The organism is Variovorax paradoxus, assembly GCF_009498455.1.
GTDB lineage: Bacteria > Pseudomonadota > Gammaproteobacteria > Burkholderiales > Burkholderiaceae_C > Variovorax > Variovorax paradoxus_H.
Window position 1 is genome coordinate 3,809,107 of record NZ_CP045644.1, and the last position, 25,085, is coordinate 3,834,191.

Sequence of the window (25,085 nt, forward strand, 5' to 3'; positions counted from 1 at the left end):
GGGCATGGCGTCGAGCTCCACGCCCGTCGATGCCGTGCGCATCCGCGGATCGGCGCTGCCGGGCCTGCAGGCGATCGCGGCCGAATCGAACCGCAGCTTTCCGCGCCACATGCACGACGTGTTCGGCATCGGCGTGATGGACTGCGGCGGACAACGCTCGGCCAGCGGGCGTGGCGCGGTCGAGGCGGTGCGCGGCGATGTCATCACGGTGAATCCGGGCGAGGTGCACGACGGCGTCGCGATGCGCGGCGAGGCGCGGGCTTGGCGCATGCTGCATCTGGCGCCTGCACTGCTGTCGGAGGGGGTGCCGTCGGGGTTCGAGCTGACGCGGCCTGTGTTGAGCGATCCGGCGCTGCGGCAGGGCTTTGATCGACTGTTCACGGCCGTCGTCGAAGGGGATGACGCGCTGGCGCTGGAGCAGGGCGTGCTGCAGCTGCTGCGCGATGCGCCTGGCGCGCGGGCTCCTGAGTCATCGCAGCGTGTGGCGCCGGCAGCGATGGAGCGCGCACGGGCTCGTATCGCCGACGACTGCATCCATGCGCCCACGCTCGCCGAACTCGCGCGCGAGGCGGACCTGAGTCGCTACCAGCTGCTGCGCGGCTTCGCGGCGGCGTTTGGACTCCCGCCGCATGCCTGGCTGCAGCAGTGCCGGGTGTCGCGCGCCCGTCGGCTGATCACGCAGGGCAGGGCGCTGGCCGATGCGGCAGCCGACGCGGGCTTCGCCGACCAGAGCCACATGACGCGGGCCTTCGTGCGCTTCCTGGGCTTCACGCCCGGTGCGTATGCGGCCGCGCGCTGCGGCTGACTTCTTTCCTCCCTGCAATTTCGTTCAAGACCGCCGATGCCCTGGCGGGAGACGCTCGCGCCTTTGTGGTTGCCAACGCAATCGGAAGGCGAAGAAACATGTCGGAACGAAGCAAGGGGATGTGGCTGTGCGCGCTCGCGATGGTCACGGTCGGCAGCACGGTGGTCGCGAGCAAGCTCATCGCGAGTGGCCTGCCGCCGTTCACGGCGACCGCGCTGCGCTTTGGGCTGGCGCTGCCCGTGTTCGCGGCGCTCATGGGGTTCATGCGCGTGCGGTGGCCGCGGCCCGATCGCCACGACGCCGTGCTGCTGCTGTGCCAGGCGGCGGCGGGCAGCGTCGGCTACACGGTGCTGCTGATTCTGGGCGTGCGCTGGGCGCCCGCCGCCGACGCGGGCGTGGTGACCGGCACGCTGCCGGCCATGGCCGCGCTGGTCGCTGTGCTGGCGCTGCGCGAGCGACCGGGGCGCTATCTGATCGGCGGGATCGTGCTCGCGAGCCTGGGTGTGCTGGCGATCACGCTGCGTCCGGGTGGGGAGGGCGGCGAGCGCACGCCGACCGCGTTGCTCGGCAACCTGCTGGTGCTGGGGGCGGTGGCGCTCGAGTCGCTCTTCATCCTGCTCAACAAGCGGCTGCGCGTGCCGCTGGCGCCGCTCGTGCAGTCGACGGCGATGGTCGCGCTGGGGCTGCTGCTGTCCGTGGTTCCGGCGCTGCTGGAGCGCGCGTGGCTCCAGCCGGTGCCGGCCGAGGCGCTGGCCGGGGTGGCCTACTACGCGCTGGTGCCGACGGTGGCCGGCTTCCTGCTCTGGTACGCCGGCGCCGCCCGGCTGCGGGGCGCTGAGGCGGCGCTGTTCACGGCGCTGATGCCGGTCTCGGCGCTGGTCCTGGCCGCGTGGTGGCTGGGGGAGGCGGTGGGGTGGGCCCAGATCGCCGGCGCCGCCTGCGTGCTGGGCGCCGTGGGGCTGGTGTCGCTCGACGGAAGGCGGCGGGAAGGAGCGGTCAAGCCGGCCGATGTATACTCCCAAAGCTTTGCATGCCGCAAGGCGCACGGTGAGGGCAGTTCCAGTGCTCACCGCAAGTCAAACATCCCGGAACAAGGAAATTCAACATGATCGCAGCCTCCATCAAGGCCGAAGTTGTCAAAGACAACGCCCGTGCAGCCAACGACACCGGCAGCCCTGAAGTGCAAGTCGCACTGCTGACCGCCCGTATCAACGAGCTGACCCCCCACTTCAAGACGCACGCCAAGGACCACCACGGTCGTCGCGGCCTGCTGCGCATGGTCAGCCGCCGTCGCAAGCTCCTCGACTACCTCAAGTCCAAGGACGCCGAGCGTTACACCGCGCTGATCGCCAAGCTGGGTCTGCGCAAGTAATTCGAATCGCATGAAAAAACGCCTGGGTTAGTCCGCTAGCTCAGGCGTTTTTTACTTCGCGATCCACTTTCGGAGTGCCCAACAGAGCGAAGCTGTGTCATTCCAATGAAGTTCACCCCGAGCTTCGCTGGAATGGCATCGTGTTCTGAGCAGCCTCCGACCCTTGCGAATCCTGTGTGATTCGCTATCAAAATAGGAGCAACAATGAGCCTCTTCAACAAAATCACCAAGTCCTTCCAATGGGGCGACAAGACCGTCGTCATGGAAACGGGTGAAGTCGCCCGTCAGGCCAATGGCGCCGTGCTGGTCGACATCGACGGCACCGTGATCCTGGCGACCGTGGTCGCCTCCAAGTCGGCCAAGCCCGGTCAAGATTTCTTCCCGCTGACCGTCGACTACATCGAGAAGACCTACGCCGCGGGCAAGATCCCCGGCAGCTTCTTCAAGCGCGAAGCCAAGCCCAGCGAACACGAAACCCTGACCAGCCGCCTGATCGACCGTCCGATCCGCCCGCTGTTCCCCGAAGGTTTCCTGAACGAAGTGCACGTGGTGATCCACACCGTGTCGCTCAACCCTGAAGTCGACGCCGACATCGCCGCCATGATCGGCGTGAGCGCCGCGCTGTCGATCTCCGGCATCCCGTTCAGCGGCCCGATCGGTGCCGCCCGCGTGGGCTACATCAACGGCCAGTACGTGCTGAATCCGGGCCAGACGGCCCGCAAGGATTCGCAGATGGACCTCGTCGTCGCCGGCACGCAAGCTGCCGTGCTGATGGTCGAGTCCGAAGCCCAGCAATTGAGCGAAGAAATCATGCTCGGTGGCGTGGTGTTCGGCCACGAACAAGCCAACATCGCGATCAACGCGATCCATGACCTCGTGCGCGACGCCGGCAAGCCGGTGTGGGACTGGCAGGCACCTGCCGAAGACGAGGCCTTCGTCGCCAAGGTCAAGGGCCTGGCCGAAGAAAAGCTGCGCGCTGTCTATCAAATCCGCAGCAAGCAAGCCCGCACGCAAGCCCTGCGCGAAGCCAATGCCAGCGTGATGGCCTCGTTGAAGGAGAGCGGCGAGCCTTTCGACGCCGGCAAGGTCAACGACCTGCTGTTCTCGATCGAATCGAAGATCGTTCGCAGCCAGATCCTGTCGGGTGAACCCCGCATCGACGGCCGCGATACGCGCACTGTGCGTCCCATCGAAATCCGCAACTCGGTGCTGCCCCGCACCCACGGCTCGGCCCTGTTCACGCGCGGTGAAACGCAGGCGCTGGTCATCACCACGCTCGGCACCGAACGCGACGCACAGCGCATCGACGCGCTGGCCGGCGAGTACGAAGACCGCTTCCTGTTCCACTACAACATGCCTCCCTTTGCCACCGGCGAAGTGGGCCGCATGGGCTCGACCAAGCGCCGCGAAATCGGCCACGGCCGCCTGGCCAAGCGCGCGCTCGTCGCCGTGCTGCCGACCAAGGAAGAATTCCCGTACACCATCCGCGTGGTGTCGGAAATCACCGAGTCGAACGGCTCCTCGTCGATGGCTTCGGTCTGCGGCGGCTGCCTGTCGATGATGGACGCCGGCGTGCCGATGAAGGCCCACGTGGCCGGTATCGCCATGGGCCTGATCAAGGAAGACAACCGCTTCGCGGTGCTGACCGACATCCTGGGCGATGAAGATCATCTGGGCGACATGGACTTCAAGGTGGCCGGCACGACCAACGGCATCACTGCGCTGCAGATGGACATCAAGATCCAGGGCATCACCAAGGAAATCATGCAGGTCGCACTGGCTCAGGCCAAGGAAGCGCGCATGCACATCCTGGGCAAGATGCAAGAAGCCATGGGCGAGGCCAAGGCCGAAGTCTCCAGCTTCGCACCGCGCCTGACCACGCTGAAGATCAACCCCGAGAAGATCCGCGACGTGATCGGCAAGGGCGGTTCGGTCATCCGTGGCCTGCAGGAAGAAACCGGCACGACGATCAACATCGACGAAGACGGCACCATCACCATTGCCTCGACCGACCCGGAAAAGGCAGAGTTCGCCAAGCGCCGCATCGAGCAGATCACCGCTGAAGTCGAAATCGGCAAGGTCTACGAAGGCCCGGTCACCAAGATCCTGGACTTCGGCGCGCTCATCAACCTGCTGCCCGGCAAGGACGGCCTGCTGCACATCAGCCAGATCGCGCACGAGCGCGTCGAGAAGGTGACCGACTACCTGAGCGAAGGCCAGATCGTGAAGGTCAAGGTTCTCGAGACGGACGAAAAGGGCCGCGTCAAGCTGTCCATGAAGGCCCTGACCGAGCGTCCGGCCGGCATGGAATACAGCGAGCGCCCGCCGCGTGAAGACCGTGGCGATCGCGGTGACCGTGGTGGCGACCGCCGTGAGCGTTCGGACCGTGGCGATCGCGGCGGCGACCGTGGTGGTGATCGTGGCGAGCGCGCACCGCGCTTCAACGACCAGCAGCAACAGCCCCGCGGCGAGCAGCAACAGCAGCCCGCTGGCGAGTCGCAGCAGCAAGCCCCGCGCGAACCGCAGGAGTAAGCAGTGAGGCGCGACGGCCTGGTGCCGTCGCCTCTCGTGGACAGCCATTGATGCCCGCCCCCGTGCGGGCATCCGAGTCTCGGAGACCCCATGAAAGCCATTGAGATCACTTCGTACGGCGCCCCCGAGGTGCTGCGCGTCGCTGTGCGTCCCGACCCGGTCGCCGGCGAGGGCGAGCTCCTGATCCGCGTGGCGGCCAGCGGCGTCAATCGTCCGGACGTGCTGCAGCGGATGGGGCATTACCCCGTGCCGCCCGGCGCTTCCGACCTGCCGGGCCTCGAAGTGGCCGGCGAGATCGTGTCGGGCGACGCCAAGGCGCTGGCTGATGCGGGCTTCAAGGTCGGCGACCGCGTGTGCGCGCTGGTGGCTGGTGGCGGCTATGCCGAGCTGTGCGTGGCGCCTGTGGCGCAATGCCTGCCGGTGCCCAAGGGCTGGAGCGACATCGAGGCGGCCTCGCTGCCCGAGACCTTCTTCACTGTCTGGAGCAATGTGTTCGAGCGCGGCCGGCTGCAGAAGGGTGAGACCCTGCTGATCCAGGGCGGCTCGAGCGGCATCGGCGTCACGGCGATCCAGATCGCCAAGGCGCTCGGCGCGACCGTGATCGTCACGGCTGGCAGCGACGACAAGTGCGAAGCCTGCCTGAAGCTCGGCGCCGACCACGCGATCAACTACCGCACGAGCGATTTCGTCGAAGTGGCGAAGCAGCTCACCGGCGGCAAGGGCGTGGACGTGGTGCTCGACATGGTGGCGGGCGACTACGTCGCGCGCGAGATCGAATGCCTGGCCGAAGACGGCCGGCTCGTGATCATTGCGGTGCAGGGCGGTGTGAAGAGCGAGATCAACGCGGGCCTCGTGCTGCGTCGGCGGCTCACGATCACCGGCTCGACGCTGCGTCCGCGGGCGGTGGCGTTCAAGGGCGCCATCGCCAAGGCATTGCGCGAGAAGGTCTGGCCGCTGCTCGAAAGCGGCGCGGTCAAGCCCGTGATCCACAGCACCTATGCGGCAGCAGGTGAGCCCAGCGGTGCGGCCCAGGCTCACACCCTGATGGAATCGAACCAGCACATCGGCAAGATCGTGCTGACTTGGTGAGACGAACAACGCGATGACAACTTTCAAGAAACTGATTGCCGGCAACTGGAAGATGAATGGCGGCCTGGCCGCCAACGAGGCGCTGGTGAAGGCCCTGCAGCAAGGGCTGGCTGTCAGCCCGGCGGCTTGCGGTGTCGCACTGTGTGCGCCTGCGCCGTACTTTGCCCAGCTGCAATCGCTGCTGGCGGACACGCCGTCGCTGGCGCTCGGTGCGCAGGACATCTCGGCCCACCCGCAAGGTGCGTTCACCGGTGAGCAATCGGCGGCGATGCTGAAGGACTTCGGCGTGCGCTATGCCATCGTCGGCCATTCGGAGCGTCGCCAGTACCACGGCGAAACCGACGACGTGGTGGCGGCCAAGACGGCGGCAGCCTTGGCGAACGGCATCACGCCGATCGTCTGTGTCGGCGAGACGCTGGCACAGCGCGAAGCAGGGCAGACGGAAGAGGTCGTCAAGCGTCAGCTGGCCGCGGTGATTCATCTGAACGGCCACTGCATCAGCGAGATCGTCGTGGCCTATGAGCCGGTCTGGGCCATCGGCACGGGCAAGACGGCTTCGCCGGCGCAGGCGCAGGCGGTGCACGCCGTGCTGCGTGCGCAACTGCACCATGCGGCGAGCGAGCATGCCGCGGGCATCAAGATTCTGTACGGCGGCAGCATGAACGCGGCGAACGCCGCCGAACTGCTGGCGCAGGCCGACATCGACGGCGGCCTCATCGGTGGCGCCTCGCTGAAGGCGCCCGACTTTTTGCAGATCATTTCTGCCGCTGCACGCTGATCGCGGCAACGGCAGCCATCACTTAGGAGTAAGAACGAATGAACGTGGTCCTCAATCTTCTGGTCGGCGTGCAAATGCTGTCGGCGCTGGCAATGATCGGCCTGATCCTGATCCAGCACGGCAAGGGCGCCGACATGGGTGCGGCCTTCGGCAGCGGCAGTGCGGGCAGCCTGTTCGGTGCCAGCGGCAGTGCCAACTTCCTTTCGCGCACGACGGCCGTGCTGGCTGCGGTGTTCTTTGCTTGCACGCTGTTGCTGGCTTACTTCAGTCACGCACGTCCTGCGGGCGGTGGCAGCCTGCTGGAGCGCGCCGCCGTGGGCACGCCTGCTGCACCGGCTGCTCCTGCGACGGGCGCTGCGGGTGAAATCCCCTCTGCAGCAGCACCTGCCAAGGCTGCTTCGGCGCCTGCGGCTCCTGTTTCGGGCACCGGCCAGATTCCGGCCAAGTAATCAGGTTGTTTTCATGCAGCCGTCTGTGAGAAACGGCTTCATTTCAGGGTAAACTCTAAATCTGTTCAGAAAGCCAAATGCCTCAACGGCACCTCATGCCATCTGGACAGTTTAAAACCGCGGTCGTGGTGAAATTGGTAGACACGCTATCTTGAGGGGGTAGTGGCGAAAGCTGTGCGAGTTCGAGTCTCGCCGACCGCACCAAATCTCACCGGCAGAAGATCTCTATCCAGAGGCTCTTCTGTCGGTGGCAAGCGGTGAAAATTTCTCGATGAATCTCGATTCCTACCTTCCCGTCCTTTTGTTCATTTTGGTCGGGGTCGGCGTAGGCGTCGCCCCGCAAGTCATCGGATACATCCTTGGGCCCAATCGGCCCAACGCTGCGAAGAACGCGCCTTACGAGTGCGGCTTCGAGGCCTTCGAGGATGCGCGCATGAAGTTCGACGTGCGCTATTACCTCGTCGCGATTCTCTTCATCCTCTTCGATCTCGAAATTGCCTTTCTCTTTCCGTGGGCCATTGCGCTCAAGGAAATCGGCGCTGTTGGCTTCTGGGCCATGATGATCTTTCTCGCCATCCTCGTCGTGGGCTTTGTCTACGAGTGGAAAAAAGGCGCGCTCGACTGGGAATGACAAGGAAGCAACACGATGGCCATTGAAGGCGTTCTCAAAGAAGGCTTCGTCACCACGACCTACGACTCGGTCGTGAACTGGGCGAAGACCGGATCTCTCTGGCCGATGACGTTCGGCCTCGCATGCTGTGCGGTCGAAATGATGCACGCGGGCGCTGCCCGCTATGACATCGACCGTTTCGGCATGTTGTTTCGCCCCAGCCCGCGGCAGTCCGATCTGATGATCGTGGCCGGCACGCTGTGCAACAAGATGGCGCCGGCGCTGCGCAAGGTCTATGACCAGATGCCCGAGCCGCGCTGGGTGCTCTCGATGGGCTCCTGCGCAAATGGCGGCGGTTACTACCACTACAGCTATTCCGTGGTGCGTGGCTGCGACCGCATCGTGCCGGTCGACGTCTATGTGCCGGGTTGCCCGCCCACCGCTGAAGCACTGCTGTACGGCGTGATTCAGCTGCAGCAGAAAATTCGCCGCACCAATACCATTGCCCGCGCTTGAGAGATTGCCGACGATGACTGACTTTGCAATTTCGCCGGAGGTGCTGCGCGCCACGATCGCCGAGACGCTCGGCGCCAAGGCCAAGAGCGTGACGCTCGCGCTCGAAGAAGTGACCGTCGTGGTCAGTGCCGCCGACTACATCGATGCAGCAACGCTGCTGCGCGATGCGCCCGGCTGCCGCTTCGAGCAGCTGATCGACCTCTGTGGCATGGACTACTCCGACTACCGCGAAAGCGAGTGGCAGGGCGAGCGCTACTGCGTCGTCTCGCACCTGCTCTCCGTGAGCCTCAACCAGCGCGTGCGCCTCAAGGTGTTCGCACCGAATGAAGACCTGCCCGTCGTCGACTCGCTTCAGCCCGTCTGGAGTGCCGCCACGTGGTTCGAACGCGAAGCCTTCGATCTGTACGGCATCGTGTTCGACGGCCACGACGACCTGCGTCGCATCCTGACCGACTACGGCTTCATCGGCCACCCGTTCCGCAAGGACTTTCCGGTGTCGGGTCACGTCGAAATGCGCTACGACGAAGAGCAGAAGCGCGTGGTCTACCAGCCGGTCTCGATCGAGCCGCGCGAAATCACGCCGCGCGTGATCCGCGAAGACAACTACGGCGGCGGTTTGCACTGACAGATATGGCCGAAATCAAGAACTACACACTCAACTTCGGTCCCCAGCACCCCGCAGCACACGGCGTGCTGCGCCTGGTGCTTGAGCTGGACGGCGAAGTGATCCAGCGTGCCGACCCCCACATCGGCTTGCTGCACCGCGCGACCGAGAAGCTCGCCGAATCGCGCACCTTCATCCAGTCGCTGCCCTACATGGACCGCCTCGACTACGTGTCGATGATGTCCAACGAGCACGCCTACTGCCTCGCCATCGAGCGGATGATGGGCCTCGATGTGCCGATCCGTGCGCAGTACATCCGCGTGATGTTCGCCGAGATCACCCGCCTGCTGAACCACCTGCTGTGGCTCGGTGCGCACGGTCTGGACTGCGGTGCGATGAACATGCTCATCTACTGCTTCCGCGAGCGTGAAGACCTGTTCGACATGTACGAAGCCGTGTCCGGCGCGCGCATGCACGCAGCGTACTTCCGTCCGGGCGGCGTCTACCGCGACCTGCCGGATTCGATGCCGCAGTACAAGGTCAGCAAGGTCAAGAACGCGAAGGCGATCGAACGTCTGAACGAGAACCGCCAGGGTTCGCTGCTCGATTTCATCGACGACTTCTGCAAGCGCTTCCCGAAGATGGTCGACGAGTACGAAACGCTCCTCACCGACAACCGCATCTGGAAGCAGCGTACCGTGGGCATCGGCGTGGTCACGCCGGAGCGCGCGCTGAACCTCGGCTTCACCGGCCCGATGCTGCGTGGCTCGGGCGTCGAATGGGATCTGCGCAAGAAGCAGCCCTACGACGTCTACGACCAGATGCTGTTCGACGTGCCCGTCGGCAAGACCGGCGACTGCTACGACCGCTACCTTGTGCGCGTGGAAGAAATGCGCCAGGCCAACAAGATCATCCAGCAGTGCTCGGCATGGCTGCGCGTGAATCCCGGCCCGGTCATCACCGACAACCACAAGGTCGCTGCGCCCGCGCGCGAATCGATGAAGGCGAACATGGAGGAGCTGATCCACCATTTCAAGCTCTTCACCGAAGGCTTCCATGTGCCCGAAGGCGAAGCGTATGCCGCCGTCGAGCATCCCAAGGGCGAGTTCGGCATCTATCTCGTGAGCGACGGCGCCAACAAGCCGTACCGCTTGAAGATCCGCGCCCCGGGCTTCCCGCACCTCGCTGCCCTCGACGAAATGTCGCGCGGCCACATGATCGCCGACGCTGTCGCGGTGATCGGCACGATGGACATCGTGTTCGGCGAAATCGACAGGTGAGAAAGAGCGAATGACGACTTCCTCAACCCATCACCATGACGCGGTGCCTTCGGCGCCGTTGAAGGCCGCCATCCTCGAGCGCTTTGCGCGCGAGGTCGCGAAGTACCCCGAAGCCGGAAAGCAGTCGGCCGTGATGGCCTGCCTCGCCATCGTCCAGCAGGACGAAGGCTTCGTGAGCGTGCAGCGCGAGCGCGAGATCGCCGCCTACCTCGGCATGGCGCCCATCGCCGTGCACGAAGTGACGACCTTCTACAACATGTACAACCAGCATCCGGTGGGCAAGTTCAAGCTCAACGTGTGCACCAACCTGCCGTGCCAGCTGCGCGACGGCGTGACCGCGCTGGTTCATCTCGAGAAGAAGCTCGGCATCAAGATGGGCGAGACCACGGCCGACGGCCTGTTCACGCTGCAGCAGAGCGAATGCCTCGGCGCCTGCGCCGATTCGCCCGTGATGCTGGTCAACGACCGCACCATGTGCAGCTTCATGAGCAATGACAAGCTCGACCAGCTCATCGACGGTTTGCGCAGTGCCAAGCCAGGGGAGGCTTCGTGATGACGCCCGAACAGGTTCTCTCGCAATTCCAGGCCACCGGTGTCCAGACCTGCTTCCATGACCGCCACATCGGCGCTCAAATTTATGCAGGCCTCGACGGCACCAACTGGCATCTGGCCGACTACGAAGCGCGCGGCGGCTACCAGGCGCTGCGCAAGATCCTCACCGAGGGCCTCACGCCCGACCAGGTGATCGCCGAAGTGAAGGCCTCGGGCCTGCGCGGCCGCGGCGGCGCCGGTTTCCCGACCGGCCTGAAGTGGAGCTTCATGCCCCGCCAGTTCCCGGGCCAGAAGTACCTCGTCTGCAATTCGGACGAAGGCGAGCCCGGCACGTGCAAGGACCGCGACATCCTGCAGTTCAACCCGCACATCGTGATCGAAGGCATGGCCATCGCCGCGTATGCGATGGGCATCAGCGTGGGCTACAACTACATCCACGGCGAGATCTTCCAGAGCTACGACCGCTTCGAGGCCGCCCTCGAAGAGGCGCGCGCCGCCGGTTATCTCGGCGACAAGATCATGGGCAGCACGTACAACTTCCAGTTGCACGCGGCCCACGGCTTCGGTGCCTACATCTGCGGCGAAGAAACCGCGCTGCTCGAATCGCTCGAAGGCAAGAAGGGCCAGCCGCGCTTCAAGCCGCCGTTCCCGGCGAGCTTCGGCCTGTACGGCAAGCCGACCACCATCAACAACACCGAGACCTTCGCAGCGGTGCCCTGGATCATCCGCAACGGCGGCCAGGCCTACCTCGAGTGCGGCAAGCCGAACAACGGCGGCACCAAGATCTACTCGGTGAGTGGTGACGTCGAGTTGCCCGGCAACTACGAAGTGCCCATGGGCACACCGTTCTCCAAGCTGCTCGAACTGGCCGGCGGCGTGCGCAAGGGTCGCACGCTCAAGGCGGTGATTCCCGGCGGCTCGTCGTCGCCGGTGCTGCCGGCCGACATCATGATGGCCTGCACCATGGACTACGACTCCATCGCCAAGGCCGGCTCCATGCTGGGTTCGGGCGCTGTGATCGTCATGGACGACACGCGGTCGATGGTCGAGTCGCTCAAGCGCCTCTCGTACTTCTACATGCACGAGTCCTGCGGCCAGTGCACTCCCTGCCGCGAAGGCACGGGCTGGCTCTACCGCGTGGTCGACCGCATCCACAACGGCCAGGGCAAGCCCAGCGACATGCAGCTGCTGGACTCCGTGGCCGGCGACATCATGGGCCGCACGATCTGTGCGCTCGGCGATGCGGCGGCCATGCCGGTGCGCGCCATGATCAAGCACTTCCGCCATGAGTTCGAGGCCCTGATTCCGGGTCACGTCCCGACGGCGCCCGTCAAGGCCTGAGTGCGAGAAGAAACACAGACATGATCGAAATCGAACTCGACGGCAAGAAGGTCGAAGTGACCGAAGGCAGCATGGTGATGCATGCGGCCGAAAAGGCGGGCACCTACATTCCGCACTTCTGCTATCACAAGAAACTCAGCATCGCGGCCAACTGCCGCATGTGCCTGGTCGACGTGGAAAAAGCGCCCAAGCCGATGCCGGCCTGCGCCACGCCCGTCACGCAGGGCATGATCGTTCGCACCAAGAGCGACAAGGCCATCAAGGCCCAGCAGTCCGTCATGGAGTTCCTGCTGATCAACCACCCGCTGGATTGCCCCATCTGCGACCAGGGCGGCGAATGCCAGCTGCAGGATCTGGCCGTGGGCTACGGCGGTTCTTCTTCGCGTTACGAAGAAGAAAAGCGCGTCGTGTTCCACAAGGACGTCGGCCCGTTGATCAGCATGGAAGAAATGAGCCGCTGCATCCATTGCACGCGCTGCGTCCGTTTCGGCCAGGAAGTGGCCGGCGTGATGGAGCTTGGCATGTCGCACCGCGGCGAGCACTCCGAAATCGAAACCTTCCTCGGCGACTCGGTCGACTCCGAACTGTCGGGCAACATGATCGACATCTGCCCGGTCGGCGCGCTCACGAGCAAGCCCTTCCGCTACAGCGCCCGCACCTGGGAACTGTCGCGCCGCAAGTCGGTGAGCCCGCACGACTCCACCGGTGCCAACCTGATCGTCCAGGTCAAGAACAACCGCGTGATGCGCGTGGTGCCGCTCGAGAACGAAGACGTCAACGAATGCTGGATTGCCGACCGCGACCGCTTCTCGTACGAAGCGCTCAACGGCACGGAACGCCTGACCCAGCCCATGCTGAAGCAGGGCGGCCAGTGGCAACAGGTCGACTGGCAGACGGCGCTTGAATACGTTGCCAACGGCCTCAAGCAGATCAAGACCGACCATGGTGCGCAAAGCATCGGCACGCTGGTCAGCCCGCACAGCACGCTCGAAGAGCTGCAACTCGCCGCCATGCTCACGCGTGAACTCGGCAGCGACAACATCGACTACCGCCTGCGCAACGCCGAATTCACGGCTTTCGAAGGCGTGCGCTGGCTCGGCACGTCGATCGCCTCGCTCACGCAAGTGCAGCGCGCGTTGGTCGTCGGTTCGAACCTGCGCAAGGAACACCCGCTGTTTGCACAGCGCATCCGCCAAGCCGTGCGCAAGGGCGCCGCGCTGTCGGTAATCACCTCGTCCAGCCTCATGGCCGACCGCGGTGCCTGGGCCATCGACGTGGCGCAAGCATCCATCGTCGAAGCCGACCAGTGGGTCGAGGCACTGGCCGCCGTGGCTGCTGCCATCGGCCGGACCAACGGCGCTGCCGCGCCGCTGGCACCGAAGAACGAACCCGACGCTGCCGCACAAGCCATCGCAGCCTCGCTGCTGAGCGGCGAGCGCAAGGCGATCCTGCTCGGCAACGCTGCCGCGCACCACGCGCAAGCCAGCAGCCTGCTGGCCCTCGCGAACTGGATCGGCGCACAGACCGGCGCCACCGTCGGCTACCTGACCGAAGCGGGCAATACCGTGGGCGCACAGCTCGTCGGCGCCTTCCCGCAGAACGGCGGCCTCGATGCCGGCCGCATGCTCGCCGCCGGCTCCGGCCTCAAGGCCGTGCTGCTGCTGAACACCGAGCCGGTGTTCGACTCGGCCGCCGGTGCTGCCGCCGCCGATGTCATCGGCAATGCGCAGATGGTCGTCACGCTGAGCCCCTTCAAGGCCAACCTCGAGTTCAGCGACGTGCTGCTGCCCATCGCGCCGTTCACCGAAACGCCCGGCACCTTCGTCAATGCCGAAGGCCGCCTGCAGGGTTTCCATGCCGTCGTGAAGCCGCAAGGCGAAACGCGTCCGGCCTGGAAGGTGCTGCGCGTGCTGGCGAACCTGCTCGGCCTGCCGGGCTTCGCCTTCGAATCGACCGCCGAGGTGCTGGCCACCGTCGGTGACAAGGGCACCGTGCCGGCGAATGCGCTGAGCAACGCCACGTCCGCCAAGGCTGTGGCTGCCAGCGGCCCCGTGGCTGCGCCCGTGGTCGCGAGCATCTACCAGCTCGACTCGATCGTGCGCCGCGCACCGTCGCTGCAACTGACGGCTGACGCGCGCAACGCATCAGCCGCACCAGTCGCACCGGCTCAGGCCGAGGAGGCACTGGCATGATCGACTCCATTCATGGCTTCGGCCTGGGGCTGGTCGCCGCAGGCTGGTGGACTGCCGTCGTCTGGCCCGTGGTCTGGACGCTGATCAAGATCATCGTCGTCGTGATCCCGCTGATGGGCGCCGTGGCGTACCTCACGCTGTGGGAACGCAAGGCCATCGGCTTCACGCAGATTCGCGTGGGCCCGAACCGCATCGGGCCGCTGGGCCTGCTGCAGCCGATCGCCGACGCGCTCAAGCTGATGACCAAGGAAATCATTCTTCCGACGGTCGCCAACAAGGGCCTGTTCCTGCTCGGCCCCATCATGACCATCATGCCGGCGCTGGCCGCATGGGCCGTGATTCCCTTCGGTCCCGATGTGGCGCTGGCCAACATCAACGCCGGCCTGCTGTTCGTGATGGCCATCACCTCGCTCGAGGTCTACGGCGTGATCATCGCCGGCTGGGCTTCGAACTCGAAGTACGCCTTCCTGGGCGCGCTGCGCGCCTCGGCACAGATGGTGAGCTACGAAATCGCGATGGGCTTCTGCTTCGTCGTGGTGCTGATGGTCACCGGCAGCCTGAACATGTCCGACATCGTGACGGTGCAGGGCAAGGGCATGTTCCAGGACCTGGGCATCGGCTTCCTGTCGTGGAACTGGCTGCCGTTGCTGCCGATCTTCGTCGTCTACTTCATCTCGGGCCTGGCCGAAACCAACCGTCACCCGTTCGACGTGGTGGAAGGCGAGTCCGAAATCGTGGCCGGCCACATGATCGAGTACTCGGGCATGAGCTTCGCGATGTTCTTCCTGGCCGAGTACGCCAACATGTGGCTCGTCTCGATCCTGACCGTCATCCTGTTCCTCGGCGGATGGCTGCCGCCGTTCGAGTTCCTGAGCTTCATTCCGGGCTGGATCTGGCTGGGCCTCAAGACCTTCTGCGTGGTCACCATGTTCCTGTGGGTGCGTTCGACGTTCCCGCGCTTCCGTTACGACCAGATCATGCGTCTGGGCTGGAAGATCTTCATTCCCGTCACCCTGGTGTGGCTGGTCGTGGTCGGTGGCTGGATGCAGACGCCGTTCAACATCTGGAAATAAGCAGGAAGCGACGACATCATGACTGCTTCACATACCGCCGGAGGGCTCTCACGCCCCTCCAAGCTGGCCTCCGCACCGTTCTCGCTCAAGGACTTCCTGGGCAGCTTCATGCTGTTCGAATTGTTCAAGGGCCTGGCCATCACGGGCAAGTACGCCTTCGCGCGCAAGATCACCGTGCAGTTCCCCGAAGAGAAGACGCCGCTGTCGCCGCGTTTTCGCGGCCTGCACGCGCTGCGCCGCTACGAGAACGGCGAAGAGCGCTGCATCGCCTGCAAGCTGTGCGAGGCCGTGTGCCCCGCGCTGGCCATCACCATCGAATCCGACGTGCGTGACGACGGCTCGCGCCGCACCACGCGCTACGACATCGACCTGACCAAGTGCATCTTCTGCGGCTTCTGCGAAGAGAGCTGCCCGGTCGATTCGATCGTCGAGACGCACATCTTCGAATACCACGGCGAAAAACGCGGCGACCTGTACTTCACCAAGGACATGCTGCTGGCCGTGGGCGACCGCTACGAAAAAGAAATCGCGGCGAACAAGGCGGCCGACGCCAAGTACCGCTGAGCCGGCTCCGCTCGAAACCCGTACCAATCGAATTCCAATGGACGTCAAGACCGGTCTGTTCTATCTCTTTGCCGCGGTGCTGCTGTTTGCAGCCTTCCGCGTCATCACCTCCCGCAACCCCGTGTACGCCGCGCTGTACCTGGTGCTGGCTTTCTTCCAGGCCTCGGCCATCTGGCTGCTGCTGCGTGCCGAGTTTCTCGCGATCGCACTGGTGCTCGTGTACGTCGGCGCCGTGATGGTGCTGTTCCTGTTCGTCGTGATGATGCTGGACATCGACGTCGATGGCCTGCGAGAGGGCTTCTGGAAGCACTTCCCGCTGGCCGCAGGCGTCGGCGCGCTCATTGCGCTCGAAATGGCCGCCGTGCTCATGGGCGGCTTCCGCCTGGGCGAAGGCCCGCGCGCCATGGCGACGACCTCGCCCAACAGCTCGAACACGCTCGAGCTGGGCAAGCTGCTGTATTCCGAATACCTGTATCCGCTGGAAATCGCCGCGGTCATCCTGCTGGTGGCCATCATTGCCGCCATTGCACTGACGCTGCGCACCCGCAAGGACAGCAAGTACGTCAACCCGTCCGACCAGGTGCGCGTGAAGGCGCGCGACCGCGTGCGCATCGTGCAGATGCCCGTCACGCGTGCGGCCGAGCCGGTGGTTGAGGCCCCGGCAGCGGATGCTGCAAAGGAAAACAAGGCATGACGATCACGCTCGGACACTTTCTCTCGCTCGGCGCGATGCTCTTCGCGCTGTCGGTGATCGGCATCTTCCTGAACCGCAAGAACCTGATCGTGCTGCTCATGGCCATCGAGCTGATGCTGCTCGCGGTCAACATGAACTTCGTGGCCTTCTCGCACTACCTGGGCGACATGCACGGCCAGATCTTCGTGTTCTTCATCCTGACGGTGGCGGCGGCCGAATCGGCCATCGGCCTCGCGTTGCTGGTCCTGTTGTTCCGCAACAAGTCGAGCATCAACGTCGACGAACTCAACTCGCTCAAGGGTTGACAGCAGTATGAGCGCAACCCTTTCCGCATCCACCTTGTTGGCCGTGCCGCTGGCACCCCTGGTCGGCGCCGCACTTGCCGGTCTGTTCGGCACGAAGTTCGGCGGCAACCACATCGGCCGCAAGGTCACGCATTCGCTGACCATCCTGGGCGTGTTCGTCGCCTTCGTGATCTCGGCGCTGACGCTGAAGTCGGTCATCGTCGACGGTGCCCGCTTCAACCAGACGCTCTACGAGTGGATGATCGTCGGCGGCCTGAAGATGGAAGTCGGCTTCCTGGTCGACGGCCTCACGGCCATGATGATGTGCGTCGTGACCTTCGTGTCGCTGATGGTCCACATCTACACCATCGGCTACATGGAAGAAGACGACGGCTACAACCGTTTCTTCTCGTACATCTCGCTCTTTACCTTCTCGATGCTGATGCTCGTCATGAGCAACAACATGCTCCAGCTGTTCTTCGGCTGGGAAGCGGTGGGCCTGGTGTCGTACCTGCTGATCGGCTTCTGGTTCAACAAGCCCACGGCCATCTTCGCGAACATGAAGGCCTTCCTGGTCAACCGCGTGGGCGACTTCGGCTTCATCCTGGGCATCGGCCTGATCGCCGCCTATGCAGGCACGCTGAACTACACCGAAGCCTTCGCCAAGGCCAACATGCTGGCCGGCATCACCTTCCCGGGCACCGAGTGGATGCTCATCACGGTGATCTGCATCTGCCTGTTCATCGGCGCGATGGGCAAGAGCGCCCAGTTCCCGCTGCACGTGTGGCTGCCCGACTCGATGGAAGGCCCGACCCCCATCTCGGCGCTGATCCACGCGGCGACCATGGTGACGGCCGGCATCTTCATGGTGGCGCGCATGTCGCCGCTGTTCGAGCTGAGCGACACGGCCCTGAGCTTCATCCTCGTGATCGGTGCCATCACCGCGCTGTTCATGGGCTTCCTGGGCATCATCCAGAACGACATCAAGCGCGTGGTCGCGTACTCGACGCTCTCGCAGCTCGGCTACATGACCGTGGCGCTCGGTGCCTCGGCCTACTCGGTCGCGGTGTTCCACCTGATGACGCACGCGTTCTTCAAGGCGCTGCTGTTCCTCGGCGCGGGCTCGGTGATCATCGGCATGCACCACAACCAGGACATCCGCTGGATGGGCGGCGTGCGCAAGTACATGCCCATCACCTGGATCACCTCGCTGCTGGGTTCGCTCGCACTCATCGGCACGCCGCTGTTCTCGGGCTTCTACTCGAAGGACAGCATCATCGAGGCCGTGCACGAAAGTCACCTGTGGGGCGCGCAGTTCGCCTACTACGCGGTGCTGGCCGGCGTGTTCGTGACGGCGTTCTACTCGTTCCGCATGTACTTCCTGGTCTTCCACGGCAAGGAACGCTACGACCAGAACCCCGATGCACACCACGACGACCACGCGCACGATGCGCATGGCGATCACGGCCACGACGATCACGGCCATGGCCATGACGCCCACAAGCCGCACGAATCGCCGATGGTGGTCTGGCTGCCGCTGGTGCTGCTGGCGATCCCCTCGGTGGTGATCGGCTTCATGACCATCGATCCGATGCTGTTCGGCAGCTTCTTCAAGGACGCGATCTTTGTCGATGGTGCCAAGCACCACGCGATGGGCGAACTGAAGGAAGCCTTCCACGGCCCGGTCGCCATGGCGATCCACGGCCTGCAGACCGCACCGTTCTGGCTGGCGCTGGCCGGCGTGGCGCTCTCGTACTACATGTACATGATGAACCCGGCGCTGCCGGCCGCCATCAAGCGGACGTTCGGCCCGGTCTATCGTCTGCTCGAGAACAAGTACTACATGGACTGGTTCAACGAGAACGTCATTGCCCGCGGTACCCGCATGCTCGGTACCGGCCTGTGGAAGGGCGGTGACCAGGGCCTGATCGACGGCACGATCGTCAACGGGTCCTGGAAGGTGGTGGGGCGCGTCGCAGGTGTCATTCGCTGGCTGCAGACGGGCTTCATCTACCACTACGCCTTTGCGATGCTGCTCGGCATCTTCATCCTGATGACGTACTTCGTCTGGTTCAAACGTTGAGCCCGAACGCTGGAGAAAAAGAAAAATGGGTTTGTTGAGCCTTGCCATCTGGGTGCCGATCGCATTCGGCGCCGCGCTGCTGGCGTTTGGCCGCGACGAGCACGCCAAGGGCGTGCGCTGGGTCGCGCTCGTCGGTGCCATCGTGAGCTTCCTGGTCACGGTGCCGCTGTTCATGCGCTTCCAGAACGGAACCGCCGCGATGCAGTTCGTCGAGAAGACGAGCTGGATCTCGCGCTTCAACGTCAACTACCACCTGGGCATCGACGGCATGTCGCTGTGGCTGGTGCTGCTGACCTCGTTCATCACGGTCGTGGTCGTGATCTCGGCCTGGGAAGTGATCACCGAGCGCGTGAACCAGTACATGGGCGCGTTCCTGATCCTGTCGGGTTTCATGATCGGCGTGTTCTCGGCGCTCGACGGCATCCTGTTCTACGTGTTCTTCGAAGCCACGCTGATCCCGATGTACCTGATCATCGGCATCTGGGGCGGCCCGAACAAGATCTACGCGGCGTTCAAGTTCTTCCTGTACACGCTGCTCGGCTCGCTGCTGATGCTGGTCGCGCTGATCTTCCTGTACAACAAGTCGGGCGGCAGCTTCGACATCCTGAGCTGGCACAAGCTGCCGCTGGGCTCGACCGCGCAGACCTTCCTGTTCTTCGCCTTCTTCGCGGCCTTCGCCGTCAAGGTGCCGATGTGGCCGGTCCACACCTGGCTGCCCGACGTGCACGTCGAGGCCCCCACGGGCGGTTCGGCCGTGCTGGCCGCGGTCATGCTGAAGCTCGGTGCCTACGGTTTCCTGCGCTTCTCGATGCCCATCGCGCCTGACGCTTCGCACGAATGGGCGTGGCTGATGATCGCGCTGTCGCTCATCGCCGTGATCTACGTGGGCCTCGTGGCGCTGGTGCAGCAGGACATGAAGAAGCTGGTGGCGTACTCGTCGGTCGCCCACATGGGCTTCGTGACGCTGGGCTTCTTCATCTTCAACGAGCTCGGCGTGTCCGGCGGCATCGTGCAGATGATTGCCCATGGCTTCGTGTCGGGTGCCATGTTCCTGGGCATCGGCGTGCTGTACGACCGCGTGCACTCGCGCCAGATCGCCGACTACGGCGGCGTGGTCAACACCATGCCCAAGTTCGCCGCGTTCGCGCTGCTGTTCGCCATGGCCAACTGCGGCCTGCCGGGCACCGCCGGTTTCGTGGGCGAATGGATGGTGATCCTGGGTGCCGTGAAGGCCAACTTCTGGATCGGCCTGGGCGCTGCCACCGCACTGATCTTCGGCGCCGCCTACACCCTGTGGATGTACAAGCGCGTGTACCTGGGCCCGGTCGCCAACGACCACGTCAAGGAACTGAAGGACATCAACGCCCGCGAGTTCCTGATGCTGTCGCTGCTGGCGATCGCGGTGCTCTGGATGGGCCTGTACCCGAAGCCTTTCACCGACGCGATGGATGCCTCCGTCGTCGAGCTTCTGCGCCATGTGGCGATTTCGAAGCTGCCCGTCTGATGCCACGCTGAAGAAGAGAACGAGATGATTGACAAACTCAGCTGGGTGACGATCTACCCCGAAATCGTGTTGCTGGTCATGGCCTGCATCATTGCGCTGGTCGACCTGTCGGACACGAGCCCGCGCCGCACCCGCACCTACATCCTGACGCTGCTCACGCTGGCGGCCGTGGCCGTGCTCACGGGCCTGGCCGCTGTCGGCGGCAAGACCTCCTACGGCTTCGGCGGCATGGTGGTGAGCGACTCCATGGGCAACTGGCTCAAGTGCTTCGCCTCGCTCGCCCTGATGGTGACGCTGGTCTACGGCCGTCCCTACGCGGCCGATCGCGAGATGCTGCGCGGCGGCGAGTTGTTCACGATCAGCATGCTGGCGCTGCTGGGCATGTTCGTGATGATCGGCGGCAGCAACTTCCTGCTGATCTACCTCGGCCTCGAGCTGCTCACGCTGTCGAGCTACGCGCTCGTGGCCCTGCGCCGCGACAACGCGGTGGCCAGCGAAGCCGCCATGAAGTACTTCGTGCTCGGCGCCATGGCCAGCGGCTTCCTGCTGTACGGCCTGTCGATGATGTACGGCGCGACCGGCTCGCTCGACCTGAACGAAGTCTTCAAGGCGATCTCGACCGGCAAGGTGAACCACCAGGTGCTGGTGTTCGGCCTGGTCTTCATCGTGGCGGGCCTGGCCTTCAAGGTCGGCGCTGCACCGTTCCACATGTGGGTGCCCGACGTCTACCAGGGCGCCCCGACGGCCGTCACGCTGCTGATCGGTGCCGCGCCCGAGCTGGCTGCCTTCGGCATCATCATCCGCCTCTTGGTCGACGGCCTGCAGCCGCTGGCCATCGACTGGCAGCAGATGCTGGCCGTGCTGGCGATCGCCTCGCTGGTGGTCGGCAACCTGGCCGCCATTGCGCAGAGCAACCTCAAGCGCATGCTGGCCTACTCGACCATTGCGCAGATGGGCTTCATGCTGCTGGGCCTGGTGGCGGGTTCCGACCAGCAGGGCACGCAGAACGCGCAGGCCGCCTACAGCGCCTCGATGTTCTACGTCATCACCTACGTGCTGACCACGCTGGCGAGCTTCGGCATCATCCTGCTGCTGGCGCGCGAAGGCTTCGAAAGCGAAGAGATCACCGACCTGGCCGGCCTGAACCAGCGCAGCCCGCTGTACGCCGGCGTGATGGCCATCGCGATGTTCTCGCTGGCCGGTCTGCCGCCGCTGGTCGGCTTCTACGCGAAGCTGGCCGTGCTGCAGGCGCTGATCGCCTCGGGTGCCGCCATCTACATCGGCCTTGCGGTGTTCGCCGTGATCATGTCGCTGATCGGCGCCTTCTACTACCTGCGCGTGGTCAAGGTCATGTACTTCGACGCGCCTGTCACGGCGACCACCGTGTCGGCCTCGTTCGACGTGCGCACCGTGCTCACGATCAACGGCGCGCTGATCCTGATTCTTGGCGTGCTGCCCGGCGGTCTGATGACGCTGTGCTACGACGCCATCGCGGCCACGCTGGCCCACTGACGCGGCCCGCAACACGGTGTCGCAAACCGCATCGGTCTGGGTGGTGCTGCTGGTGGCCCTGGCGGCCGCCAACCTGCCGTTCTTGAATGAGCGCCTGTTCGGGGCGGTGCCGCTGTCGGCCAAGCACAAGTCACTCGCCATCCGCTTCGGCGAACTGGTGGTGCTGTACTTCATTGCCGGTGGCATCGGCCTCCTGTTCGAGCGCAGGGCAGGGCAGATCGCGCCCCAGGGCTGGGAGTTCTACGCGGTGACGGCTTCGCTGTTCGTCGTGCTGGCCTTCCCGGGGTTCACCTGGCGCTACCTGATGAAGCACAGGCACTGACCGATATGACCATCGCCGATTCGCATTTGAAAGAAGCGCTCGTCAGCAGCGAAGAGCTCTTCAAGGGCAAGTTCCTGCACGCCAAGCGCGACACCATCCGCCTGCCCGACGGCCACAACGCCACGCGCGAGTACGTGGTGCATCCGGGTGCGGTGGTGGTGATTCCGCTGCTTGACGACGGCCGCGTGGTGCTGGAGCGCCAGTTCCGTTACCCGGTAGACCGGGTGATCGTCGAGTTTCCCGCAGGCAAGCTCGATGCTGGCGAAGATCCGCTGCTGTGCGGCCAGCGCGAACTGCTCGAAGAGACCGGCTACACCGCGCGCGAATGGGCGCATGCCGGCGCCACGCACCTGGCAGTGGCGTACTCGACCGAGATCATCCACATCTACTTTGCACGCGGCCTCTCGTTGGGCGAGCGCAAGCTCGACCATGGCGAGTTTCTCGACGTGTTCACTGCCACGCCGCAGGAGCTCATCGGCTGGTGCCGAGACGGCACCGTGACCGACGCAAAGACGCTCACTTGCGCCCTGTGGCTGCAGAACGTCCTCTCGGGCGCATGGGCACTGGATTGGCAGGCCGCAGCCTCGCAAGGCGGCGCGGGATAATCCGCGCATGAAGGTTCTCGATCTCCGCTGCACGCACGGCCACGGCTTCGAGGGCTGGTTCGCGTCCAACGAGGCGTTCGACAGCCAGCTCGCCAGCGGCTTGGTCGAGTGCCCGGTCTGCGGCGACACCGCCATCGTCAAGCTGCTGAGCGCACCGCGCCTGAACCTGAGCAACGCCAAGGCGCCGAAGGAAGAAGGGCGCGATGCGGCCCACACGCCGTCGGCGCCCGCATCGCCTTCTGCCCAAGTGCCTGCAACTTCGACTTCATCACCTGAAGCCCGCTGGATGCGCGCCGTGCGCGAAGTGCTGGCCAAGACCGAAGACGTCGGCGACCGCTTCGCCGACGAGGCACGCAAGATGCACTACGGCGAAACCGCCGAACGCGGCATCCGCGGCCAGGCCACGCCGGAGCAGACCGAGGCGCTGCTCGACGAAGGCATTCCGGTGATGGCGCTGCCGATACCGGCGGCGCTCAAAGAAACCCTGCAGTAACCGACCGTCCCGATCGGGTCAGGCCGTGAACTGCAGTGCGGCCAGCCGCGCGTACACGCCGCCTTGCGCCACCAGCGCCGCGTGCGTTCCCTGTTCGACGATGCCGCCGTGGTCCAGCACGATGATGCGGTCGGCCTTCTGCACGGTCGCCAGGCGGTGGGCGATCACGAGCGTGGTGCGGTTTTCCATCGCTGACTCCAGCGCGGCCTGCACCATGCGTTCGCTCTCGGCATCGAGCGCGCTGGTGGCTTCGTCGAGCAGCAGCAGCGGCGGGTTCTTCAGGATGGCCCGCGCGATGGCGATGCGCTGGCGCTGGCCGCCCGACAGCCGCACGCCGCGTTCACCCAGGAAGGTGTCGTAGCCCTCGGGCAGCGCCTGCAGGAAGTCGTGCGCGAAGGCAGCGCGCGCCGCCGCGTGCACTTCATCGGCGCTGGCCTCGGGCCGGCCGTAGCGGATGTTCTCGAAGGCGCTGGCCGAGAAGATCACCGCGTCCTGTGGCACGAGGCCGATGCGGGTGCGCAGGTCGTGCAGCGCGAGCGCATCGAGCGATGCGCCGTCGAGCACGATGCGGCCCGACTGCGGGTCGTAGTAGCGCAGCAGCAGCTGGAACACCGTGCTCTTGCCTGCGCCGCTCGAGCCCACCAGCGCCACGGTTTCGCCGGGCGCGATGTCCAGGCTGAAATCGCGCAACGCCGGCGTGCCCGGCCGCGAGGGGTAATGAAAGGTGATCGCGTCGAAGCGGATGGCGCTGCCTGCGGCGGGAACCGGCGCGACCGCCGGCCGTGCGGGTGAGGCGATGGCCGTGGGCGCATGCAGCAGTTCCATCAGGCGCTCGGTGGCGCCGGCGGCGCGCAGCAGGTCGCCGTACACCTCGCCGAGCACTGCTGTCGCACTTGCGAGGATCGCCACGTAGACCACGGTCTGGCCCAGGTGGCCGGCCGTGATGTCGCCGCGCAGCACGGCCTGCGTGCCTTCGTACAGGCCCCAGAGCAGGGCGGCCGAGGTGGCGATGATGATGAAGGCCACGAGCACCGAGCGCGCGCGCGTGCGGCGCACGGCGGTCTGGAAGGCGTTCTCGGTCGAGCCGTTGAAGCGGTCGGCCTCGCGGCCTTCGGCCGTGTAGCTTTGCACCACCGGAATCGCGTTCAGCACCTCGGCCGCGATGGCGCTCGAGTCGGCCACGCGGTCCTGGCTGGCGCGCGACAGCTTGCGCACACGGCGGCCGAACCACATGCTCGGCAGCACCACCAGCACGAGGATGCCCAGCACCTGCACCATCACATAAGGGTTGGTCCAGACCAGCACCGCCAGCGCGCCCACGCCCATGACGGCGTTGCGCAAGCCCATGCTCAGCGACGAGCCGACGACCGTCTGCACGAGCGTGGTGTCGGCCGTGAGGCGCGACAGCACCTCGCCGGTCTGCGTGGTCTCGAAGAAGGCCGGGCTCTGCTGCAGCACATGGCCGTAGACCGCGTTGCGCAGGTCGGCCGTGACGCGCTCGCCGAGCCAGCTCACCGTATAGAAGCGCGCGGCCGAAAACAGACCCAGCGCCACGGCCACCGCGAAGAGGGCGCCGAAGTGCTCGCGCAGCGCCATGGTCTGCGCGCCCTTGTCGGCGCTGACCAAGCCGCCGTCAATCAGACTGCGCAAGGCGATAGGGAACGCCAGCGTCGTGACGGCCGCCATCACCAGGAAGACCCCCGCCAGGACGATCTGCACGCGGTAGGGGCGAAGGAAGGGGCGCAACCCCGACAGCGAGCGGGGCGAACCCTTGGCTGCGGAGGACGACGGAGGGGAAGAAGCCATGGGCGCGGATTCTACCGAGCCCTTG

General features: G+C 65.1%; 25 protein-coding genes and 1 tRNA gene. 25 read left to right on the top strand and 1 reads right to left on the bottom strand.

Going from position 1 to position 25,085, the window contains the following annotated elements:
- The first annotated feature begins 4 nt into the window (after positions 1 to 4).
- The 25 genes from GFK26_RS17350 to GFK26_RS17470 all read left to right on the top strand — a co-directional run bounded on the left by GFK26_RS17350 (position 5) and on the right by GFK26_RS17470 (position 23,254).
- On the top strand, positions 5 to 805 hold the full coding sequence (locus GFK26_RS17350; RefSeq protein ID WP_153283052.1) for an AraC family transcriptional regulator: 801 nt from the start codon (positions 5 to 7) through the stop codon (positions 803 to 805).
- 98 nt (positions 806 to 903) lie between these two features.
- The gene (locus GFK26_RS17355) at positions 904 to 1,914 is read left to right on the top strand and encodes a DMT family transporter (RefSeq protein WP_153283053.1); all 1,011 of its coding nucleotides are present in this window, start codon (positions 904 to 906) and stop codon (positions 1,912 to 1,914) included.
- Positions 1,911 to 2,177 (top strand): 30S ribosomal protein S15, encoded by a 267-nt coding sequence (rpsO, locus tag GFK26_RS17360; protein WP_056579564.1) that lies wholly within the window; start codon positions 1,911 to 1,913, stop codon positions 2,175 to 2,177. Before GFK26_RS17355 ends, rpsO begins: the two co-directional genes overlap by 4 nt.
- A 204-nt stretch (positions 2,178 to 2,381) precedes the next feature.
- Positions 2,382 to 4,709, top strand: a complete 2,328-nt coding sequence (gene pnp / locus GFK26_RS17365; protein WP_153283054.1) for a polyribonucleotide nucleotidyltransferase — start codon at positions 2,382 to 2,384, stop codon at positions 4,707 to 4,709.
- Between the two features lie 90 nt (positions 4,710 to 4,799).
- On the top strand, positions 4,800 to 5,798 hold the full coding sequence (locus GFK26_RS17370; RefSeq protein WP_153283055.1) for an NAD(P)H-quinone oxidoreductase: 999 nt from the start codon (positions 4,800 to 4,802) through the stop codon (positions 5,796 to 5,798).
- A gap of 13 nt (positions 5,799 to 5,811) precedes the next feature.
- Positions 5,812 to 6,576: a triose-phosphate isomerase gene (gene tpiA, locus GFK26_RS17375; protein ID WP_153283056.1), complete on the top strand. Its 765-nt coding sequence runs from the start codon at positions 5,812 to 5,814 to the stop codon at positions 6,574 to 6,576.
- Between the two features lie 38 nt (positions 6,577 to 6,614).
- A complete protein-coding gene (gene secG, locus GFK26_RS17380) occupies positions 6,615 to 7,025 on the top strand; it encodes a preprotein translocase subunit SecG (protein ID WP_153283057.1) in 411 nt (136 codons plus the stop codon).
- A gap of 119 nt (positions 7,026 to 7,144) precedes the next feature.
- Positions 7,145 to 7,229, top strand: a tRNA-Leu gene (locus GFK26_RS17385).
- 67 nt (positions 7,230 to 7,296) lie between these two features.
- The gene (locus GFK26_RS17390) at positions 7,297 to 7,656 is read left to right on the top strand and encodes an NADH-quinone oxidoreductase subunit A (protein WP_099791025.1); all 360 of its coding nucleotides are present in this window, start codon (positions 7,297 to 7,299) and stop codon (positions 7,654 to 7,656) included.
- Positions 7,657 to 7,671: 15 nt separating this feature from the next.
- Positions 7,672 to 8,151, top strand: a complete 480-nt coding sequence (locus GFK26_RS17395; protein ID WP_007837763.1) for a NuoB/complex I 20 kDa subunit family protein — start codon at positions 7,672 to 7,674, stop codon at positions 8,149 to 8,151.
- A gap of 13 nt (positions 8,152 to 8,164) precedes the next feature.
- Positions 8,165 to 8,776 (top strand): NADH-quinone oxidoreductase subunit C, encoded by a 612-nt coding sequence (locus GFK26_RS17400; RefSeq protein ID WP_153283058.1) that lies wholly within the window; start codon positions 8,165 to 8,167, stop codon positions 8,774 to 8,776.
- A gap of 5 nt (positions 8,777 to 8,781) precedes the next feature.
- Positions 8,782 to 10,035 (top strand): NADH-quinone oxidoreductase subunit D, encoded by a 1,254-nt coding sequence (locus GFK26_RS17405; protein ID WP_153283059.1) that lies wholly within the window; start codon positions 8,782 to 8,784, stop codon positions 10,033 to 10,035.
- Positions 10,036 to 10,045: 10 nt separating this feature from the next.
- The gene (gene nuoE, locus GFK26_RS17410) at positions 10,046 to 10,588 is read left to right on the top strand and encodes an NADH-quinone oxidoreductase subunit NuoE (RefSeq protein WP_099791019.1); all 543 of its coding nucleotides are present in this window, start codon (positions 10,046 to 10,048) and stop codon (positions 10,586 to 10,588) included.
- A complete protein-coding gene (gene nuoF / locus GFK26_RS17415) occupies positions 10,588 to 11,928 on the top strand; it encodes an NADH-quinone oxidoreductase subunit NuoF (protein ID WP_070063112.1) in 1,341 nt (446 codons plus the stop codon). Before nuoE ends, nuoF begins: the two co-directional genes overlap by 1 nt.
- 20 nt (positions 11,929 to 11,948) lie before the next feature.
- Entirely contained in the window at positions 11,949 to 14,120 is a 2,172-nt protein-coding gene (gene nuoG / locus GFK26_RS17420; RefSeq protein WP_153283060.1) for an NADH-quinone oxidoreductase subunit NuoG, read from the top strand.
- Positions 14,117 to 15,193 (top strand): NADH-quinone oxidoreductase subunit NuoH, encoded by a 1,077-nt coding sequence (gene nuoH, locus GFK26_RS17425; RefSeq protein ID WP_153283061.1) that lies wholly within the window; start codon positions 14,117 to 14,119, stop codon positions 15,191 to 15,193. The genes nuoG and nuoH overlap by 4 nt, the downstream gene beginning before the upstream one ends.
- Before the next feature lie 18 nt (positions 15,194 to 15,211).
- The gene (gene nuoI / locus GFK26_RS17430) at positions 15,212 to 15,757 is read left to right on the top strand and encodes an NADH-quinone oxidoreductase subunit NuoI (protein ID WP_013542405.1); all 546 of its coding nucleotides are present in this window, start codon (positions 15,212 to 15,214) and stop codon (positions 15,755 to 15,757) included.
- 37 nt (positions 15,758 to 15,794) lie between these two features.
- Positions 15,795 to 16,451 carry an NADH-quinone oxidoreductase subunit J gene (locus GFK26_RS17435; protein ID WP_099791011.1) on the top strand — a complete coding sequence of 219 codons (657 nt, stop codon included), beginning with the start codon at positions 15,795 to 15,797 and terminating at the stop codon, positions 16,449 to 16,451.
- Entirely contained in the window at positions 16,448 to 16,756 is a 309-nt protein-coding gene (nuoK, locus tag GFK26_RS17440) for an NADH-quinone oxidoreductase subunit NuoK (RefSeq protein ID WP_099791009.1), read from the top strand. The genes GFK26_RS17435 and nuoK overlap by 4 nt, the downstream gene beginning before the upstream one ends.
- A 7-nt stretch (positions 16,757 to 16,763) precedes the next feature.
- Positions 16,764 to 18,818 (top strand): NADH-quinone oxidoreductase subunit L, encoded by a 2,055-nt coding sequence (gene nuoL / locus GFK26_RS17445; protein ID WP_153283062.1) that lies wholly within the window; start codon positions 16,764 to 16,766, stop codon positions 18,816 to 18,818.
- A 25-nt stretch (positions 18,819 to 18,843) separates the two neighbouring features.
- Positions 18,844 to 20,322, top strand: a complete 1,479-nt coding sequence (locus GFK26_RS17450) for an NADH-quinone oxidoreductase subunit M (protein ID WP_099791005.1) — start codon at positions 18,844 to 18,846, stop codon at positions 20,320 to 20,322.
- Between the two features lie 24 nt (positions 20,323 to 20,346).
- Positions 20,347 to 21,834 (top strand): NADH-quinone oxidoreductase subunit NuoN, encoded by a 1,488-nt coding sequence (gene nuoN, locus GFK26_RS17455; RefSeq protein WP_153283063.1) that lies wholly within the window; start codon positions 20,347 to 20,349, stop codon positions 21,832 to 21,834.
- Between the two features lie 16 nt (positions 21,835 to 21,850).
- The gene (locus GFK26_RS17460) at positions 21,851 to 22,156 is read left to right on the top strand and encodes a DUF2818 family protein (RefSeq protein ID WP_101489711.1); all 306 of its coding nucleotides are present in this window, start codon (positions 21,851 to 21,853) and stop codon (positions 22,154 to 22,156) included.
- A 5-nt stretch (positions 22,157 to 22,161) separates the two neighbouring features.
- On the top strand, positions 22,162 to 22,761 hold the full coding sequence (locus tag GFK26_RS17465) for an NUDIX domain-containing protein (RefSeq protein WP_194273896.1): 600 nt from the start codon (positions 22,162 to 22,164) through the stop codon (positions 22,759 to 22,761).
- Positions 22,762 to 22,768: 7 nt separating this feature from the next.
- Positions 22,769 to 23,254, top strand: a complete 486-nt coding sequence (locus tag GFK26_RS17470; protein ID WP_153283065.1) for a DUF1178 family protein — start codon at positions 22,769 to 22,771, stop codon at positions 23,252 to 23,254.
- A gap of 18 nt (positions 23,255 to 23,272) precedes the next feature.
- On the opposite strand, the gene GFK26_RS17475 is transcribed toward GFK26_RS17470, so the two are convergent.
- A complete protein-coding gene (locus GFK26_RS17475; protein ID WP_153283066.1) occupies positions 23,273 to 25,060 on the bottom strand; it encodes an ABC transporter transmembrane domain-containing protein in 1,788 nt (595 codons plus the stop codon).
- Between the last annotated feature and the right edge of the window lie 25 nt (positions 25,061 to 25,085).

Excerpts from the sequence above, each read along its gene's own strand:
- GFK26_RS17350 (WP_153283052.1), top strand. The coding sequence starts at position 5 with ATGGCGTCGAGCTCCACGCCCGTCGATGCCGTGCGCATCCGCGGATCG.
- GFK26_RS17355 (WP_153283053.1), top strand. The coding sequence starts at position 904 with ATGTCGGAACGAAGCAAGGGGATGTGGCTGTGCGCGCTCGCGATGGTC.
- rpsO (WP_056579564.1), top strand. The coding sequence starts at position 1,911 with ATGATCGCAGCCTCCATCAAGGCCGAAGTTGTCAAAGACAACGCCCGT.
- pnp (WP_153283054.1), top strand. The coding sequence starts at position 2,382 with ATGAGCCTCTTCAACAAAATCACCAAGTCCTTCCAATGGGGCGACAAG.
- GFK26_RS17370 (WP_153283055.1), top strand. The coding sequence starts at position 4,800 with ATGAAAGCCATTGAGATCACTTCGTACGGCGCCCCCGAGGTGCTGCGC.
- tpiA (WP_153283056.1), top strand. The coding sequence starts at position 5,812 with ATGACAACTTTCAAGAAACTGATTGCCGGCAACTGGAAGATGAATGGC.
- secG (WP_153283057.1), top strand. The coding sequence starts at position 6,615 with ATGAACGTGGTCCTCAATCTTCTGGTCGGCGTGCAAATGCTGTCGGCG.
- GFK26_RS17390 (WP_099791025.1), top strand. The coding sequence starts at position 7,297 with ATGAATCTCGATTCCTACCTTCCCGTCCTTTTGTTCATTTTGGTCGGG.
- GFK26_RS17395 (WP_007837763.1), top strand. The coding sequence starts at position 7,672 with ATGGCCATTGAAGGCGTTCTCAAAGAAGGCTTCGTCACCACGACCTAC.
- GFK26_RS17400 (WP_153283058.1), top strand. The coding sequence starts at position 8,165 with ATGACTGACTTTGCAATTTCGCCGGAGGTGCTGCGCGCCACGATCGCC.
- GFK26_RS17405 (WP_153283059.1), top strand. The coding sequence starts at position 8,782 with ATGGCCGAAATCAAGAACTACACACTCAACTTCGGTCCCCAGCACCCC.
- nuoE (WP_099791019.1), top strand. The coding sequence starts at position 10,046 with ATGACGACTTCCTCAACCCATCACCATGACGCGGTGCCTTCGGCGCCG.
- nuoF (WP_070063112.1), top strand. The coding sequence starts at position 10,588 with ATGACGCCCGAACAGGTTCTCTCGCAATTCCAGGCCACCGGTGTCCAG.
- nuoG (WP_153283060.1), top strand. The coding sequence starts at position 11,949 with ATGATCGAAATCGAACTCGACGGCAAGAAGGTCGAAGTGACCGAAGGC.
- nuoH (WP_153283061.1), top strand. The coding sequence starts at position 14,117 with ATGATCGACTCCATTCATGGCTTCGGCCTGGGGCTGGTCGCCGCAGGC.
- nuoI (WP_013542405.1), top strand. The coding sequence starts at position 15,212 with ATGACTGCTTCACATACCGCCGGAGGGCTCTCACGCCCCTCCAAGCTG.
- GFK26_RS17435 (WP_099791011.1), top strand. The coding sequence starts at position 15,795 with ATGGACGTCAAGACCGGTCTGTTCTATCTCTTTGCCGCGGTGCTGCTG.
- nuoK (WP_099791009.1), top strand. The coding sequence starts at position 16,448 with ATGACGATCACGCTCGGACACTTTCTCTCGCTCGGCGCGATGCTCTTC.
- nuoL (WP_153283062.1), top strand. The coding sequence starts at position 16,764 with ATGAGCGCAACCCTTTCCGCATCCACCTTGTTGGCCGTGCCGCTGGCA.
- GFK26_RS17450 (WP_099791005.1), top strand. The coding sequence starts at position 18,844 with ATGGGTTTGTTGAGCCTTGCCATCTGGGTGCCGATCGCATTCGGCGCC.
- nuoN (WP_153283063.1), top strand. The coding sequence starts at position 20,347 with ATGATTGACAAACTCAGCTGGGTGACGATCTACCCCGAAATCGTGTTG.
- GFK26_RS17465 (WP_194273896.1), top strand. The coding sequence starts at position 22,162 with ATGACCATCGCCGATTCGCATTTGAAAGAAGCGCTCGTCAGCAGCGAA.
- GFK26_RS17470 (WP_153283065.1), top strand. The coding sequence starts at position 22,769 with ATGAAGGTTCTCGATCTCCGCTGCACGCACGGCCACGGCTTCGAGGGC.
- GFK26_RS17475 (WP_153283066.1), bottom strand. The coding sequence starts at position 25,060 with ATGGCTTCTTCCCCTCCGTCGTCCTCCGCAGCCAAGGGTTCGCCCCGC.